Here is a 16,456-nt window from a genome sequence, read left to right as displayed (position 1 = left end):
GCGGCCCAGCAACCTCACGCGAGGTATCTGGGCCGCCGTCGGGTAGCAATTAGTGGATGAGGGAGGAGACTACGTCGAATCCGAGTTTGAGGATCAGCGCGGAGACGACGATGACGAAGATGACGCGGACGAACCCGGAGCCCCTCGCCAGCGCTGTGCGGGCGCCGAAGACTCCGCCCGTGACATTGCCGATGGCCATGATCACGCCGAGCAGCCAGACAACCTGGCCGTCGGGGATGAAGTAGACGAGCGCTCCGAAGTTCGTCGCCCAGTTGATGACCTTCGCCGTCGCCGAGGCCTGCAGGAACGAGAAACCGATGATCGAGACGAACGCGATGACGAGGAACGATCCCGTTCCCGGCCCGAGCACTCCGTCGTAGATGCCGATGACGAGCCCGATCAGCCACGACAGCGCGTGGTGGCGTTTCGACGATTCGCCGAATCGCAGAGTGGCGTCGGCCCCGAGGCTCGGGTTGAGCACAGTGAAGATCCCGACTCCGATGAGCGCCACCAGGATGATCGGGGTGAACGCCTCGCTCGGCACCAAGGTTGCGAGTTTCGCCCCGAGCACGGCGCCTAAGAACGCCGAGGCGGCCGCCGGGATCGTCGCCGACCGGTCCGGGGTGATCTTGCGCAGATAGGTGAGTGCCGAGGCGGTCGTGCCCGCAATCGACCCGATCTTGTTCGTCGCGACCGCTTGGACGGGGCTCATCCCCGGCACCAGCAGCAGCGCGGGCAGCTGGATCAGTCCGCCCCCGCCGACGACAGCATCGATCCACCCGGCCAGCACTCCCGCAGCGAGCAGCCACAGGACCATCGTCCATGTGACGTCGATGCCTCCGGCGAGGGCTTCGAACACCGAGGCGGCTCAGTCGTTCTGGTCGGCTGCGACCGCCGCGTCGGCTGCGGCTGCGGCCTTCGCGTACGCCTCCCGCACCCGTGCCACGGTGGAGGGGACCACCTCGGCGACGGGCTGGTCGGACTTCTCCCCGGCCAGACGGTCGCGCACCTCGACGACGCCGTCTTTCAGACCGCGGCCGGCGACGATGACGGTGGGGATGCCGATGAGCTCGGCATCGGCGAACTTGAACCCGGGTGAGACCTTGTCGCGGTCATCGAGCAGAACGCTGACGCCTTCGGCTTCGAGTTCGGTCGTCATCTTCTCGGCGGCTGCGGCGATCTCCTCACCCTTGCCGGCGACGATGATGTGCACATCGGCCGGGGCCAGGTGCTGAGGCCACAGGAGTCCGTCCTCTGAGTGATATTCCTCGGCGATGCAGGCCATGACGCGGGTGACGCCGAGGCCGTAGGAGCCCATGGTCACGGTCGTCGCCTTGCCGTTCTGGTCGAGGACCTTGAGGTCGAGGGATTCGGCGTACTTGCGGCCGAGCTTGAAGATCTGACCGATCTCGACACCGCGGGCCAGCTCCAGCGGTCCGGAGCCGTCCGGTGCCGGGTCGCCGAGGACGACCTGGGCTGCTTCGATCGTGCCGTCGGCGACGAAGTCCCGTCCTGCGACGAGGTCGAAGACGTGACGGCCGGGCTCGTTGGCTCCGGTGATCCAGCGGGTGCCGTCGACGACGCGGGGGTCGAGCAGGTAGCGGATCTTCGAGGGCGCTTCGAGGCCGAGAACCGGCGCGTCGAACGAGTTGCCGGGTCCGATGTAGCCCTTGACGAGCTCCGGGTGGGCGGCGAGATCCTCAGGCGTCGCGGCTTCGAGGTCGACCTCGCCGTCGCCGAGCATTCCGGTGCCGGCGGCCCGGTCGAGGTCGACTTCGCGGTCGCCGGGCAGGCCGATGACGATGATCTCGCGGGTGCCGTCGGGGTGGGTGACGGCGCAGACGACGTTCTTCAGCGTGTCTGCCGCGGTCCATTCGCGATCGGTGCGCGGGTGCGATGCGTTCGCAGCGGCTACGAGAGTTTCGATGGTCGGGGTGTCAGGGGTGTCTTCGACATGCGCGGCGGGCGACTGCGAGTAGGGAATCGCCTCGGGCACGATCGAGGTCACAGCCTCGACATTCGCGGCATATCCGCCCGGGGACTTCACGAAGGTGTCCTCGCCGACCTCGGAGGGATAGATGAACTCTTCGGTTCCGGATCCGCCCATGGCACCCGGGGTCGCCTTGACCGGCAGGCACGGCAGGCCGAGGCGGGCGAAGGCACGCAGGTAAGCCACGCGCATGGCCTCGTAGGAGGCGTCGAGTCCGGCGTCGTCGATGTCGAAGGAGTAGGCGTCCTTCATGATGAACTCGCGGCCGCGCAGCAGACCGGCGCGGGGGCGGGCCTCGTCGCGGTACTTCGTCTGGATCTGGTAGATCGACAGCGGCAGGTCTTTGTACGAGGAGTAGAGGTCCTTGACCAGGAGGGTGAAGACCTCCTCATGGGTGGGAGCGAGGATGTAGTCGTTCTCACGGCGATCCTTGAGATGGAAGAGGTCGGGACCGAAAGCCTCCCAGCGGCCGGACTTCTTATACGGGTCGGCGGGCAGCAGGCCCGGGAAGTGGACCTCCTGGGAGCCGGCGAGCGCCATCTCTTCGCGCACGATCGCCTCGATCTTGCCGAGCACGGCCAGTCCCAGCGGCAGCCACGTGTAGATTCCCGGTGCTGACCTGCGGATGTATCCGGCACGGTGCAGCAATTTGTGGCTGGCCACCTCGGCGCCGACCGGGTCCTCCTTCTGAGTTCGCACGAACAGGGACGACATGCGCAGGGCCATGGGTAAATCTCCTCAACTTGTCAAGACTCAGATCGAACACTATCGCACGCGGGCGAACCGGAGGGAATCGGTGCGGGCGCGGATTCGTCACCTGGGAGAAGAGAATTAGACTGGGGGCTGCAGCACCGAAGCCCAGCATCGGTCGGGGCCAACCAATTCCCCGCCCGGTTCCCGCTTACATGACGAGTCCGAACGATACGAAGAGCATGCCTGATCCCAGCCAACTCACGCAGTTCCCGCGGCCCTCGGTCGCGGTCGACACCGCGGTCCTCTGCCCCGTGCCCGGTCGTGGCCTGCATGTTCTCATGACCCATCCCGGGGACGGAGTGTGGCAGCTGCCCGGGTCGATCCTGCGTCCCCAGGAACGCCTCGCAGAGGCGGTCGCCCGCTGCCTGCGTGAGAAGGCTCGCCTTATCGACCGCGCCCCCGTCCAGCTGCACGTGTTCGACCAGCCCGACCGTGATGATCGCGGCTGGGTGATCTCCGTGGCCCACCTCGATGTGCTCTCCGCCGCTGATGTCGGGCTCGCCGAGGACGACAGTCCAGGTGAGCAGGGTGCTGGTGGGCAGAGCACAGACGACACCCCCACCGAGGCGGTCGTCCCCGAGCCGTCCGACGCTGAACTGGCAGAGTCGGATTCCGATCACCCGGACTTCCCCGTCCACAGCCGGAAGCTCGTGCCCGTCCACGACGTCCATGAGCTCAGCGCCGAACATCAGGAGATCGTGCGCGTGGCCGTGCACCGGTTGCGGGCATTCCACGAACGCACCCCGGACCCCTTCGGGCTGTTGGAGAAGGAGTTCTCACTGCGGCAGCTGCGCGAACTCCACGAGATCGTCGCCGGGGAGAGTCTGCAGGCCGATACGTTCCGCCGCACCATGCTGCCGCTGCTCGACCCCACCGGGGAGGCCGTCAGTCAGGGACGGGGTCGTCCCGCGCAGACATTCACGAGGCGCTCGGCTCTGGCGCTGCGCGCCGACACCCGATTGCAGGTGCCAGAGGATCGCCGACGGGAGTGACATGACCGAGATCAACCGAGACGCGGGCAAACACATGCGTGTCGACGTGTGGCTGTGGACGACGCGGATGTTCAAGACCCGCAACCTCGCCACTCAGGCCTGCCGCGGCGGTCACGTTCAGGTCGATGGCCAGCGGGTCAAGGCCGCGCAGAAGGTCAGCATCGGCCAAGAGGTGCGGGTGCGCAAAGCAGGGTCCGAGTTCATCTGGAAGATCACCGGTTTCATCCCCACGAGGATGCAGGCCTCCGTGGCCGTCCAGTGCTATGAGGACCTCACTCCCCCGCCCGATCCGGCGCTGCGCGGCTTCGTGCCCCGGCGTGACAAAGGATTGGGACGTCCGACGAAGAAGGACCGCCGAGAGATGGAGAAGTTCCTCGGCGATATGGCCAAACCACAGTCGCGCAACCGCCGCGACTGATACCTCGACCGCTCAGTACATGACGGTGGCGAAGGTGCCGACATGTTCGAAACCGACGCGGGCGTACATGCGCAGCGCCGTCTCGTTGTAGTCGTTGGCATACAGGCTCACCGTGGAATGCCCCTTGTCACGAGTACGTTGGACGACCGCCGCCATGCCCGCGGCCCCAAGACCCTGGTTGCGCACCTCGGGATGGACCCACACTCCTTGGACTTGGACGATGCGACGGGCGCGGATGCCGATATCGGCCTTGAACAGCACCTGTTCGTCCTGTTCGGTGGCTGGCCAGCGGGGCACTGCGCCTCCCTGAGGCAGGGTCGAAGAGATCCGGGCGTAGCAGTTCTTGCCGCGGATGATCCCTCGCACCCGAGACAGGTATCCGGCGGTGCCGTCCTCGATCGGTGAGAATCCGACCTCTTTGGTGAACATGTCGACACTGGCGGGAAACACTGCGCCGAGGTCGTCAAGGGTCACCCGGTGCACGTGCTCATCGGGCGTGACCTGAGGATCGGAGCTGATGGCCAGCAGCGGCTGCCGTTCGCGTACTCCGCGCGGTCGGCCCCAATTGAGTCGCTGCTGCAGGTCGAGGATGACGGACCGGCTGCCGATGAGTGAGCAGGACACACGTCCGTCGGCATTGAGTTTGCGAGCGAGCAATTCGTTCGTCGCCGGGGTCGCCGCGACCGGGATGATGTTGCCGCCAACCCAGTAGGCGGCGACGGGCCGGTCACCATCGAAGATTCCGTACAGAGTTCCGGCCGGGGAGCCCAACCGGGCTGTGCCAGTGACTTCGAGCAGGGAGATGAGGTAGACGTTCTCGCAGGGGTTGCGCGCAAGCAGGTCCGTCAGCCACCGAGTGTGCTGATGTTCCAGTCGTGCGATCCTCAGCGCCATGTGCCCCTGAACTCTTTCTCCGCCGTGAGCATGGGCCAATGACTGGACCATGACTCTGTTCGTCCTCACAAGGTATCGCACCTACCCGACGGTGACTTCAGGCGGCCCCGAGGCGGTACCGGATGGCTGCTCCGCGGCCTCCTCGGCGATGCGGTTGGCCTCATGGATGAGTGTCTCGACGATCTCGGATTCGGGCACGGTTCGGATGACCTCGCCCTTGACGAAGATCTGCCCCTTGCCGTTGCCGCTGGCCACACCGAGGTCGGCATCGCGGGCCTCACCGGGGCCGTTGACGACGCAGCCCATGACGGCCACACGCAGCGGCACCTCCATGCCTTCGAGGCCTTCGGTGACGCGTTCGGCGAGCGTGTACACGTCGACCTGCGCACGCCCGCACGACGGGCAGGAGACGATTTCGAGCTTCCGTGGCCGCAGGTTGAGGGATTCGAGGATCTGGTTGCCGACCTTGACCTCCTCGGCGGGAGGGGCGGACAACGACACTCGGATGGTGTCTCCGATGCCCTCGGCCAGCAGGTGACCGAACGCCGTGGCGGACTTGATCGTACCCTGGAAGGCGGGTCCCGCCTCGGTGACGCCGAGGTGAAGCGGCCAATCCCCGCGTTCGGCGAGCAGCTCGTAGGCACGGACCATGATCACCGGGTCATGGTGTTTGACGGAGATCTTGAAGTCATAGAATCCGTGCTCTTCGAACAGGGACGCCTCCCACAGCGCGGATTCGACGAGCGCCTCGGGCGTAGCCTTGCCGTACTTCTCCATCAGCCGTTTGTCCAGCGATCCGGCGTTGACGCCGATGCGGATGGACACGCCTGCCTCGGCGGCGGCCTTGGAGATCTCTTTGACCTGATCGTCGAATCTGCGGATGTTGCCGGGGTTGACGCGGACCCCCGCGCAGCCGGCGTCGATGGCGGCGAAGACGTATCTGGGTTGGAAGTGGATATCGGCGATGACCGGGATCTGGGATTTGCCGGCGATGATCGGCAAGGCTGCGGCGTCGTCGGCGGTGGGACAGGCCACGCGAACGATATCGCAGCCGGCTGCGGTGAGTTCGGCGATCTGCTGCAGGGTCCCGTTGATGTCGGTCGTCTGCGTCGTCGTCATCGACTGCACGCTCACCGGGGAATCGGATCCGACCCCCACTTTTCCGACGTTGATCTGCCTCGTCTTCCTCCGCGGAGCGAGCACGGGAGGCGGCGGGGTGGGCATTCCGAGATTGACCGATGTCACGAAGGATCCCTTCAGTCAGGCTGATGACCAGCCGCAATGTCCGAGTCGGCGCCGATGCGGGACTCAGATTGTGCGAACCATCACCATTGTAGGACCTCCCACTGACACACGGCTGTCCGCCTACAGAGCGCACCCCGTGACCCCGTCCGACGGTAGTGTGAAGATGACTTGACGTCTGCACGAAGGAGCGACCCTGTGAGCACACCCGGATTCGTCGAACCCGATATCGAGGCGATGACCGCGGCTCTCGATGCCGAAGCACAGAAGCTCGACGACCAAGGTGGATCCCTGGCCTGGGGAATCTTTCGCCGAGGCGGCCCCGCCCGAGCCGTGAACGCCGACGTTCCGTACCGGATCGCTTCGATGACGAAGTCCTTCACTTCCGCAGCCATCGGGATCCTCGCCGCGGACGGGCTCGATCTCGACGTGCCGTTCGGACAGCTGCTCCCGGAACTGGTCGATACGGCCATCGGCGACCGCACCTGCCGACAGGCTCTGACGATGAGCACCGGCTTCACGAAGGACGACCCCTGGGCGGACAGGATGGAGGCGATGACGCCGGCCGAGCTCACCGATTGGCTGCACCGAGGCGCGATCGCCTGCGCCCCGGCCGACACCGGCTACGAGTATTCCAACCTCGGCTATGCCCTGCTCGGCATGGTCGCCGAGACGGTCACGGGCCGGCCGTTCACCGAGTTCGTGTCCTCGGAAATATTCGGTCCCCTGAGGCTCATGCGCACCGGTTTCGACCACACCGATTTCCCGGACCTGGCGACCGGGTACCGTGTCGACCTCGACGGTGGCCTCCACCCGGCCGAGCTCACCGGTCCCGGGGTCTTCTCCCCCATCGGCGGGGTCATCTCCACCGTGAACGACATTCGCACATGGATGGACACTCATCTCGACGCCCTCGAACGCATGGACACCTTTGCTGCCGGGTCCCGGTCGCGGATCCTCACCGACAGCCAGCAGCCACGTCGAACCATGGAGATCCAGACAAGCGAGCATCACGCGGAGACACTCAGCTACGGATACGGGCTCGAAACTCGTCTGGACACGCGGTTCGGCCGCGTCGTCTGCCATTCCGGCGGCTACCCTGGGTACGGCTCACACATGCGCTGGTTCCCCGACCTGGGACTGAGCATCGTCGTCCTCGGCAACACGACGTACTTTCCGGCGCAGCGCGTCGTCCAAGACGCACTCGACCGTGGATGGGCGGCAGCCACGGGACAGCAGGGCACTCGGCTGGAACGACGAGCCACTTCGGCCCCGGTGCCCCGCTATCCAGCGTCTCAAGCCCAGATCGACACCGTGATTGCGGCGGCGAACCTCGTCAACGAATTCGACGACACCGTCGCCGAGGCGATCTTCTCGATGAACATGGACCTCGACGAACCCCGCGACGAGCGGCGGGAGCGCTTCACCCGGTGGCGGGCGGAGAAGCAGCTCGACCGTCCCCTCACCGAGGCGGACCTCACGATGGTCTCCCCACTGCGCGGGATCGTCACGGTGCCGGGTAAGGCAGAGGCGAAGGCCACGATCACGGTCGGGCTCAACCACCTCGGCGAGGTGCAGGCGATCACCCTGAGTTCCTGAAAGGACTCGGCTCCTCACCGGGCTCGGCCTCTGAGCGGACAGATCACGCTCAGCCGCAGACGACTCACGCCGTCATTCCACGACGAAGCTGCACAAACCTAGCCGACAATGCCCGGCCTGTGTGTCCGATTATCCGCCCGCCTAACCGCCGGAGTTGAAGATCGCGTCGAGGGTGATGGGTTTGACGAGGTCGACGTAGACGAGCAGCGCCGTCATGCACAGCATCAGTCCGATGCACACATACGTCAGCGGCAGCAGCTTCGCCGTGTCGAAGGGGCCGACCAGTCCGCGTCCGCGCCACCGATTGATGCGGCGGCGCGCACCTTCGTAGAGTCCCACGGCGATATGTCCGCCGTCGAGGGGCAGCAGCGGGATCATGTTGAACGCGAAGAGGAAGATGTTGAGCGAGCCGAGCATGCCCAACCCCATCTGCGCCTTGTCGATAACGTCGATCTTGTCGGTGGACACGATCTCGCCGGCGATGCGTCCGACGCCGACCATGCCGACGAGTCCTTCGGCGTCGCGGTCCTTCGTGCCCACAGCCACCTCGCCTATGTCGACGAGCTTGACCGGCAGTGTCAGTATCGCGTGGAAAACTCCGCTCACCTGGTCCCACACGGCACCCGGGAACTCCCCTAGCGGCAGGGACTGACGTTCCTGTACAGGCCCGACGCCAAAGAATCCCTGGGTCTCGGTCTGCGGAGTCCCGTCCGGGTTGAGCATGGCCTTGCCCGACTCGTCGACCTTCGGTCGTTCGGTGGCGATGATCGGCACCGTCACAGTCTGAGCCTTGCCGTCGCGGATGAAATCGACGTCGACGCGTTCGCCGGCGTGGTCCTTGATGACCGAGGACAGTTGGTCCCAGTCCTTCGTCTCGGTACCGGCGATCGCGGTGATCTCGTCACCCGGTTTGATCCCGGCCTCCCACGCAGGGGTGAGCTGATCGTCGTCACGGCACGTGTTCTGCTCGGAGGCGGGACGCTGCTGCGCTTCGGAGGCGGGCACCGCACATTCGACGACGGTCTGGACGGTCGTCGTCGGAGTGATCACACCGATGCCCAGCAGCGAGATCGCCATGATGAGGATGCCCAGGACGAGGTTGACCAGAGGACCGGAGAACATGACAACGAGCCGTTTGGGCACGCTGAGCGCATAAAACGTCCGGTGCTCCTCCCCCGGCTCGATCTCCTGATTCGAGAACTCCCGGGCATCGGCCATCGTGTCCTCGAACAGCCGCCCCTTCCGCTTCTTCCGGTCCCGACGCAGCGGAGCGGCCTCGTCCATCTCCTCGCCGAGGCGGCCCTGCGTGACATCGTCCGTTGAGTCGAGTGCAGCGCCGGGTTCGCCGAGGCGACCCGCCGTTTCGTCGGCCCTGCCGTCGATTTCGCCGTTCGCAACTCCACCGGCACTGCCGCCCGTCTGCGCAGCGATGGCTCCCTCATGGCGGGCCTTCGTCGCTTCCTCGGGCGGATACATTCCCGGCATGGCGATGAACCCGCCGAGGGGGAACGCTTTGATGCCGTATTCGGTCTCACCGCGGCGGAAGGAGAACAGGGTCGGTCCGAAGCCGACCATATAGTGCGTGACTTTCACCCCGAACTTCTTCGCCGGGGTGAGGTGGCCGAGTTCATGCAGCGCAATCGAGATCGAGATGCCGATGAGGAAGAGGATGATCCCGACAATGTAGAGCACAACTGTCATCGGCGGCCTCCGCTCTGTTCGGCGACGTCGGCGCGGGCGAAGCCCCTCGCCCATGCATCTGCGGCCAGCACGGTCTCGACCGTGTGGTCGGCCGCAGGTTCGTGAGCGGCCAGTGCCCGGGCCAGGCCCTTGTCGATTCCAGTGAAGGCGATGTCACCGGCGATGAACGCTGCGACGAGTTCCTCATTGGCGGCGTTGAGCACCGCCGGAAAGCTGCGTCCCTTCCGGCCGGCGTCGATGGCCAGGCCGAGAGCGGGGAAAGCGAGATGGTTGACCGGTTCGAACGACCAGTGCATGGGCTGTCCCCAGTTGTGCGGGACGGCGCCAGAGGTCAGTCGCCTCGTCGTTCCGTCGTCCTGGGTGCCCAGAGCATAGGAGATCGGCAGGCGCATGTCCGGTGGGGAGATCTGCGCGATCGTCGAGGCATCGGTGAACTCGACCATCGAGTGGATCTGCGACTGCGGATGCACGACGACTTCGATGTGGTCGAAGTCGATGTCGAAGAGCAGATGGGCTTCGATGACTTCGAGGCCCTTGTTGACCAGGGTCGCCGAGTTGATGGTGATCATCGATCCCATCTCCCAGGTGGGATGGTTGAGTGCCTGGGCGGGAGTGACCCGACGCAGGGCGTCGCGGGTCATCCCGCGGAAGGGCCCGCCCGAAGCGGTGATGATGAGCTTGCTGACTTCCGCGTGCGTGCCTGCGCGCAGCGCCTGGGCGATCGCGGAGTGCTCACTGTCGACGGGCACCAGCCGGGCCCCGGAAGCACGGGCGGCTTCGAGGACGATGGACCCGCCGATGATGAGGGATTCTTTGTTCGCCAGGGCGACATCCGTGCCGCGTTCGAGAGCTGCCAGGGTCGCACCGAGGCCGGCGGCACCGGTGATCGCGTTGAGGACCATGTCCGCGGCCAAGCCCGCTACCGCCTCGGCGGCGGTGTCCCCGAGGTGGATGGCTTCGACGGGATCGGCGATCCCCCGTGCAGCAGCCAGCTCGGTCAGACGCTCACGCACCTCGGCCTCGCCGCCGGCGGGTGGAGTCGTGAGACCGATGACGGGGACGTGGAAGTCGAGGGCCTGCTCGAGCAGAAGGTCGAGCTGGGTACCGGCTGCCAGGCCGAGAACCGCGTGCTCGTCGCGGTGTTCGGCAAGGACGTCAAGGGCCTGGGTGCCGACCGAACCAGTTGAGCCGACTACAATGAAACCACGTTTACTCACGCCAACCGATGATGCCAAAGTTCTCTGGGAAATGACTCGACACGGACTCGTGTGTCGCCCGTCGGACCTTGGTCATCTAAAGGGCTTCGGAACACCGGCCCTCCACCGTGTTCCGGCAGAACTGTGAGTGAAGAGAATCAATGGCGAAAGAGAAGGATATGAGCAAGACGCTGAGCCCTGACGACATTCTTGGACTGGATTCGGTCTTCGAATCCGATGACCTCGAATTCGCATCGATCGTGAAGAAGTGGCTGGACGAGAACGTCCGTGAGAAGATCGGCGACTACTTCCTCGACGCCACCATCCCCGCCCGCGAACTGGCCGAAGGACTCGGCGAGCTCGGTCTGCTGGGCATGCACCTCGACGGGTACGGCTGCGGCGGCTCGACCGCGACTCAGTACGGACTGGCCTGCCGTGAGCTCGAAGCCGTCGACTCCGGACTGCGTTCGCTCGTGTCCGTGCAGGGTTCGCTGGCGATGTTCGCCATCCACCACTGGGGATCGGAAGCGCAGAAGGAAGAATGGCTGCCGAAGATGGCCGCCGGCAAGGCCATCGGCTGCTTCGGTCTGACCGAACCCGATGTCGGCTCAGACCCGTCGGGCATGAAGACGACCGCGAAGAAGGACGGATCCGACTGGATCCTCAACGGCGCGAAGATGTGGATCACGAACTCCCCGGTCTCCGACGTCATGGTCGTGTGGGCCAAAACCGAAGAGGTCGACGACAAAGGCAAGAACGTCGTCCGCGGCTTCGTCGTGCCCTCGAACACCGAAGGTGTGCAGACCCCGGAGATCCACCGCAAGATCTCGCTGCGCGCCTCCATCACCGGTGAGATCGTCCTCGACAACGTCCGCCTCCCCGAGGATGCGATGCTGCCGAAGGCCAAAGGACTCAAGGGGCCTCTGTCCTGCCTGTCCGAGGCACGCTACGGCATCGTCTTCGGTGTCACCGGTGCCGCTCGCGATGCGCTGCTCTCCGCGCTGGAGTACACCGGCACCCGCGTGCAGTTTGATCGTCCGCTGGCATCCTTCCAGATCACTCAGCAGAAGCTGGCGAAGGCCTTCGGCCAGTATTCGCAGATCACACTGCTCGCCGCTCACCTGGGCAAGCTCAAGGACTCAGAGAAGGGTGTGCGTCCGGAGCAGATCAGCCTGGGCAAGATGGTCAACGTCGATACGGCGATGAATGTCTGCCGTGACCTGCGCGCCCTGTTCGGCGGGTCGGGCATCACGAGCGAGTATCCGCCGCTGCGTCACGCGGTCAACCTCGAGACCGTGCTCACCTACGAAGGCACGCACGAAGTGCATCAGCTGACCTTGGGTCGCACGATGACAGGAATCAACGCCTTCGCCAACTGAGCGACATCGCCTAGGCGCCTCTGAGCGCAGAGCGACTCACCGACTGGCTCAAAGTGCGGGCGCATAGCCTTTGTGCACTGCGCGTGCCCTTTGAACCAGTCGGTATGCGACCGGCCGGCTGAAATCACCCGATTTCAGCCGGCCGTTGTCAGTTCCTGTGTCCTCGCCGCAGTTCGAGGACCACGGTCTGATCATCCTCGCCGAGGCGGTTCTGGGCTTCCAGCCCCCGCTCGGTGGCGAAACCGGTGGCCTCGGCAGCCTGGTCCCGCCCGAGTTCGATGAGCAGCACACCGTCCGGAGCCAGCCAATCCAGAGACTCGGCCATGAGCCGTCGGACGAGGTCCAGTCCGTCAGGCCCGCCGAAGAGGGCGGTGCTCGGTTCGAAGTCGAGGGCTTCACGTGGCAGGAAGTCGACGGCGGTGACGGGCACATAGGGTGGGACGGCTGCGATGACGGAAATGCCGCAGCGCAGCTCGTCGGGCAGTCCGTGCAGACAGTCGAGAGCATGCCCTGACACAGCGGCACCGGACTCCTCTGCCCGTGCGGAAGCTTCCACGTTCGTCACGGCGCACCGCACGGCCTGCTCGTCAGCATCACCGACGTGCATGGCCGCCTCCGGCACCGAGGCGGCCACGGCAGACGCGACAGGCCCGACCCCGCAGAAGGCTTCGAGCACATCGGGTCGTGGGACGGTTCGGGCCCCTGATTCGGCGCTACTCCCCCGTTGGTCAGTCACCTGCCTGACGGCGGCCACGGCGCGCTCGGCCAACAGCCGGCTCCGCTGCCGCGGCACGAACAGGCCCGGCCGCACCTGCAGGCGCATCCCGGCGAAGTCGACCCAGCCGACGATCTGTTCGAGGGGTTCACCGGCAACACGGCGGGTTGCTAATTCATCGAGTCTCAGCGTGGAGGCATCGACGGCAGGCACAGAACCATCGCCGGCAAAACCAGCCGCCGCTTCAATGAGGATCGCCGCTTCGTCTTCAGCGAAGACGCAGCCAGCCGCGCGCAGCGTTTCCACAGTCTCTGGGAAGCGCCGACAAGCACGAGTCCGAGCGTCGTTATCGACTCTCGGGCCGATGCCCCTGGAATGCCCGGGGTCAGGAGGCAGAGAGAACCTCGGTGCGATACCAGTCGAGGCTCGATCCCGCAGCGATCTCACCGCCATCGGTGACCAGCAGCGTGTGATCGGGTGCCAGCGGCACGACGGCGGCGAATTCGACTCGGGAGTCACGCATCGCCTGATCGAGGTTCGCGGTCTCGGAGCCGATGGTCACTCCGACGCCCTCGAACCGCGAACGAGTGACCCGCACGGACGCACGGCCCGGCTCGATCGGTTCGGCTTCGATCGCGTGCAGGACGACCGCTCCCCGGGCAGAATCAGCGCCGCCACCTGCAGTGCCAACACCAGGCGTCGCTCCATCGGTCCCTGCACGCACATCGACGACGAGTCCGATGCGGGCGGCAGCGAGCAGACCGAGCGCCCGCGCCAAAGGCGGGACATCCTCGGCGATGGTGAGCCTGGCACCGGACTCAGGAACCACGCCCATGGCACGCAGCACTCCGGCGAGCTTCGAGCTGCGGTCGAGCACCTCGGCGCGGTCGAGCTCAATGGGTACGGACAGCGCCTTGATCAGGCGGGGATCCGTGACTTCACGACCGTCGACAAGCGGCTTCTCCGGAGCCGGCCCGGTCAGCACGATGTCTTCGGCATTGCCCATCGCGATCGGGAAGTCGAGGAGTTCGTACACCGGGTTGAGCGTGCCGGGATCGGTTGCGGTCGGGACCGCGAAGTAGTGGAAATCAGTCAACAGAGGCCATCACTTCGACGACGCGGTCGATGAACGCATCGACCTGGTCTTCGTTGTACGCTTTCTTGCCTTTCGCGGTCTTGAACAGCACGCGGCGGACCTGGTCGACGCTCATCGCCACTCCCTGCGTGAAGTACGAGTTGACCTTGTCGCACATGTCGTCGACCTGGACGATGTCGTAGCCGATGACCCCGGGTGGCGGGTTGTCGAAGCGCTCTCCGGCCTCGCGGACCAGGCGTCCCCGCAGGGACGCTGCCACACGGGTGAGTTCGGAGACCCAGGCATCCTGACCGGACTGGGCGATCAGGCGATCGCGCGCCTGCTTGGCGAAGGCGTCTTCGAGACGGTCGAGTGCGGCGTCGACGACGGCGACGTGGTAGCCCTTGCGGACGAGGTCGAAGCCGACCGTGCGCACCGCGCGGGAGTCGAGGTCGCCGGGCTGCGGCGTCGGCCGCTCAAAGGACTCACGTGCACGCTTGAAGAAGCTGTCGACCTGCTTGGGGTCGTATCCGTTCTTCCAACCGGACATCCGAGGGAAAGTCGTGTCCGCCATGTCTCCTCCAGAGGCGAGTGGCTGTCGTGTTTCCACCATGATAAATGGAAGCCGCAGAAATTGCGTGGCCGCGGTCGGCGAGGGCCGATCCGGGCGTCGATCAGTCGGCTGCGGCGAGCTGTCCGCAGGCGCCGTCGATGTCGGATCCGCGGGTATCACGGATCGTCGTCGGAATGCCCTGATCGATGAGGCGGCGGACGAATTCGTCGGCGACGTCCGGTTCGGAGGCCGTCCACACCGATCCCGGAGTCGGGTTGAGCGGGATCGGGTTGACGTGGACCCAGCCGCGTCCGCGGGCGTTGAGCTTCTTCGCCAGCAGCTCAGCGCGCCAGGCGTGGTCGTTCATGTCCTTGATGAGCGCGTATTCGATGCTCACCCGCCGACCGGTCACCTGGTAGTAGTTATAGGCGGCGTCGATGGCCTCGTCGGCCTTCCAGCGCGTGTTGACCGGGATCATCTCATCGCGGAGCTCGTCATCGGGCGCGTGCAGGCTGAGCGCAAAGGTGACGGGGATGTCCTCGTCGGCGAGTTTGTTGATACCGGGCACCAGACCGACCGTGGAGATCGTGATCCGCCGGGCCGACATGCCCAGCCCTTCGGGGCTCGGTCCGACGAACCGGCGCACCGCGTTCATCACCCGCTTGTAGTTGGCCAGGGGTTCGCCCATGCCCATGAAGACGATGTTCGAGACCCGTTCGGGTCCGCTCGCCGAGGCCGCCGTGGCCTCGCCGTCGAATCCGGACTCCCCTGCCGCTTCGTCATCGTCGGCTTCCGCGCCGAGCGCGGTCTCGCCAGCGGCGGGCATATCCGACTTCGGGGCCTCGGCGAGTTCGCCGGCGGCGATGACCTGGTTAGCGCGGATGACCTGTTCGACGATCTCGGCCGTGGACATGTTCCTGGTCAGACCCTGTTGGCCGGTGGCGCAGAACGGGCAGTTCATTCCGCAGCCGCACTGACTGGACACGCACAGGGTGACGCGGTTGCGGTAGCGCATGAGCACGGATTCGACGAGGGCTCCGTCGAAGAGGCGCCACAGGAACTTGATGGTATCGCCGTTCTCGGTGCGCAGACGGCGCACCTCGGTGAGCAGGTGCGGGAAGAACCGTTCCTGGATCTCGGCCCGCTTGTCCTTGGGCAGATCCGTCATCGCCTCGGTGTCGGTGACGTAGTGGCTGAAGTAATGGGTGGAGATCTGCTTGGCCCGGAAGGCGGGCAGCCCCATCTCCTTGACCGCGTCCATGCGTTCGTCCATCGTCATATCGGCCAGATGCTGTGGCGGCTGCTTGACCCGTGCGGACTTGAAGTTGAGAAGGGGACGACCATCGCGCATCGGGGTCTTCGATGTCGTGCCGTCGGCATGTTCGACGACGGGCCTGGTCTGCCTTCTGCCTGCTTGAGAACTCACACGGCCATTGTCTCATGATGGAGCAACCGGTGCCGAGAGATCGAGGTCATAGTCGCCGATGACGCCGGACCCCTTCAGCTCTTCGAGGTAGCCCCGGAGCGCAGCGAGGATGGGATAGGTGCCGAAATCGAAGGTCTTGTCCCTCAGTTCGGGGAACCGACGGGATTCCGCAATGATCGTCCTGATCAGCGCAGAGATCGGTGGCCGGACAAGCAGGTCGGAATGGGCCTGGCCGAGAAGGACCAGCCCGTCGACAGGATCGGCAGAGACGGGTTCCGGAAGCTCGAGAGTCTCGCGGCGCCCAGCGCCGAGCACTGCAGCTTCGAATAGGTCGGCTCTAGCTGGAAACGGCTTGAACAGAGTGGCCTTCGACACGCCCACGATGTCGGCGACACGCGTCAGCGAGGTTCTGTCATAGCCGTGTTCGAAGAGCAGCTCGGCCGCGGCATCGACGATCGCCGAACTGTTGTCGGCAGCAATGCGCTGGTGATAGGAAGAGATCTTTCGTGCCATCCACTCATCG

The 16,456-nt window shown here is 65.4% G+C and carries 15 protein-coding genes; 4 read left to right on the top strand and 11 right to left on the bottom strand.

Going from position 1 to position 16,456, the window contains the following annotated elements:
• Positions 1-49: 49 nt before the first annotated feature.
• Together BLU88_RS08535 and BLU88_RS08530 are read right to left on the bottom strand one after the other, a co-directional pair.
• Positions 50-817: a TSUP family transporter gene (locus BLU88_RS08535; protein WP_092017337.1), complete on the bottom strand. Its 768-nt coding sequence runs from the start codon at positions 815-817 to the stop codon at positions 50-52.
• Positions 818-868: 51 nt separating this feature from the next.
• Positions 869-2,716, bottom strand: a complete 1,848-nt coding sequence (locus tag BLU88_RS08530; RefSeq protein WP_092012449.1) for a proline--tRNA ligase — start codon at positions 2,714-2,716, stop codon at positions 869-871.
• A gap of 206 nt (positions 2,717-2,922) precedes the next feature.
• Here BLU88_RS08530 and BLU88_RS08525 point away from each other — a divergent pair, with 206 nt between their 5' ends.
• Entirely contained in the window at positions 2,923-3,735 is an 813-nt protein-coding gene (locus tag BLU88_RS08525; protein WP_092012446.1) for an NUDIX hydrolase, read from the top strand.
• A 1-nt stretch (position 3,736) separates the two neighbouring features.
• Positions 3,737-4,153, top strand: a complete 417-nt coding sequence (locus BLU88_RS08520) for an RNA-binding S4 domain-containing protein (RefSeq protein WP_092012443.1) — start codon at positions 3,737-3,739, stop codon at positions 4,151-4,153.
• Between the two features lie 12 nt (positions 4,154-4,165).
• Here the strand turns inward: BLU88_RS08520 and BLU88_RS08515 are convergent, their stop codons facing one another.
• Together BLU88_RS08515 and ispG are read right to left on the bottom strand one after the other, a co-directional pair.
• A complete protein-coding gene (locus BLU88_RS08515) occupies positions 4,166-5,047 on the bottom strand; it encodes a GNAT family N-acetyltransferase (protein ID WP_092012440.1) in 882 nt (293 codons plus the stop codon).
• A gap of 81 nt (positions 5,048-5,128) precedes the next feature.
• Positions 5,129-6,292 carry a flavodoxin-dependent (E)-4-hydroxy-3-methylbut-2-enyl-diphosphate synthase gene (gene ispG, locus BLU88_RS08510; protein ID WP_092012437.1) on the bottom strand — a complete coding sequence of 388 codons (1,164 nt, stop codon included), beginning with the start codon at positions 6,290-6,292 and terminating at the stop codon, positions 5,129-5,131.
• Positions 6,293-6,487: 195 nt separating this feature from the next.
• On the opposite strand from ispG, the gene BLU88_RS08505 reads away from it, so the two are divergent.
• Complete coding sequence (locus tag BLU88_RS08505) at positions 6,488-7,888, top strand: serine hydrolase domain-containing protein (protein ID WP_092012434.1); 1,401 nt, start codon at positions 6,488-6,490, stop codon at positions 7,886-7,888.
• Positions 7,889-8,029: 141 nt separating this feature from the next.
• Here BLU88_RS08505 and BLU88_RS08500 read toward each other — a convergent pair whose 3' ends face one another.
• A complete protein-coding gene (locus BLU88_RS08500; RefSeq protein ID WP_092012431.1) occupies positions 8,030-9,589 on the bottom strand; it encodes a M50 family metallopeptidase in 1,560 nt (519 codons plus the stop codon).
• Complete coding sequence (dxr, locus tag BLU88_RS08495; RefSeq protein ID WP_092012428.1) at positions 9,586-10,806, bottom strand: 1-deoxy-D-xylulose-5-phosphate reductoisomerase; 1,221 nt, start codon at positions 10,804-10,806, stop codon at positions 9,586-9,588. The genes BLU88_RS08500 and dxr overlap by 4 nt, the downstream gene beginning before the upstream one ends.
• Positions 10,807-10,964: 158 nt before the next feature.
• Here dxr and BLU88_RS08490 point away from each other — a divergent pair, with 158 nt between their 5' ends.
• Entirely contained in the window at positions 10,965-12,164 is a 1,200-nt protein-coding gene (locus BLU88_RS08490) for an acyl-CoA dehydrogenase family protein (protein WP_092017334.1), read from the top strand.
• A 148-nt stretch (positions 12,165-12,312) separates the two neighbouring features.
• Here BLU88_RS08490 and BLU88_RS08485 read toward each other — a convergent pair whose 3' ends face one another.
• The 5 genes from BLU88_RS08485 to BLU88_RS08465 form a co-directional block, all read right to left on the bottom strand.
• The gene (locus BLU88_RS08485; protein WP_092012425.1) at positions 12,313-13,185 is read right to left on the bottom strand and encodes a class I SAM-dependent methyltransferase; all 873 of its coding nucleotides are present in this window, start codon (positions 13,183-13,185) and stop codon (positions 12,313-12,315) included.
• Between the two features lie 79 nt (positions 13,186-13,264).
• Positions 13,265-13,975 (bottom strand): hypothetical protein, encoded by a 711-nt coding sequence (locus BLU88_RS08480; protein ID WP_092012421.1) that lies wholly within the window; start codon positions 13,973-13,975, stop codon positions 13,265-13,267.
• Positions 13,968-14,528: a DivIVA domain-containing protein gene (locus BLU88_RS08475; protein ID WP_092012418.1), complete on the bottom strand. Its 561-nt coding sequence runs from the start codon at positions 14,526-14,528 to the stop codon at positions 13,968-13,970. The genes BLU88_RS08480 and BLU88_RS08475 overlap by 8 nt, the downstream gene beginning before the upstream one ends.
• Positions 14,529-14,628: 100 nt before the next feature.
• Complete coding sequence (gene rlmN, locus BLU88_RS08470; RefSeq protein ID WP_092012415.1) at positions 14,629-15,858, bottom strand: 23S rRNA (adenine(2503)-C(2))-methyltransferase RlmN; 1,230 nt, start codon at positions 15,856-15,858, stop codon at positions 14,629-14,631.
• Positions 15,859-15,945: 87 nt separating this feature from the next.
• A complete protein-coding gene (locus tag BLU88_RS08465; RefSeq protein ID WP_092012411.1) occupies positions 15,946-16,446 on the bottom strand; it encodes a TetR/AcrR family transcriptional regulator in 501 nt (166 codons plus the stop codon).
• Positions 16,447-16,456 lie beyond the last annotated feature (10 nt).

This window comes from Brevibacterium siliguriense, assembly GCF_900105315.1.
Taxonomy (GTDB): Bacteria; Actinomycetota; Actinomycetes; order Actinomycetales; family Brevibacteriaceae; genus Brevibacterium; species Brevibacterium siliguriense.
This window is presented reverse-complemented; position numbering and strand designations above follow the sequence as displayed.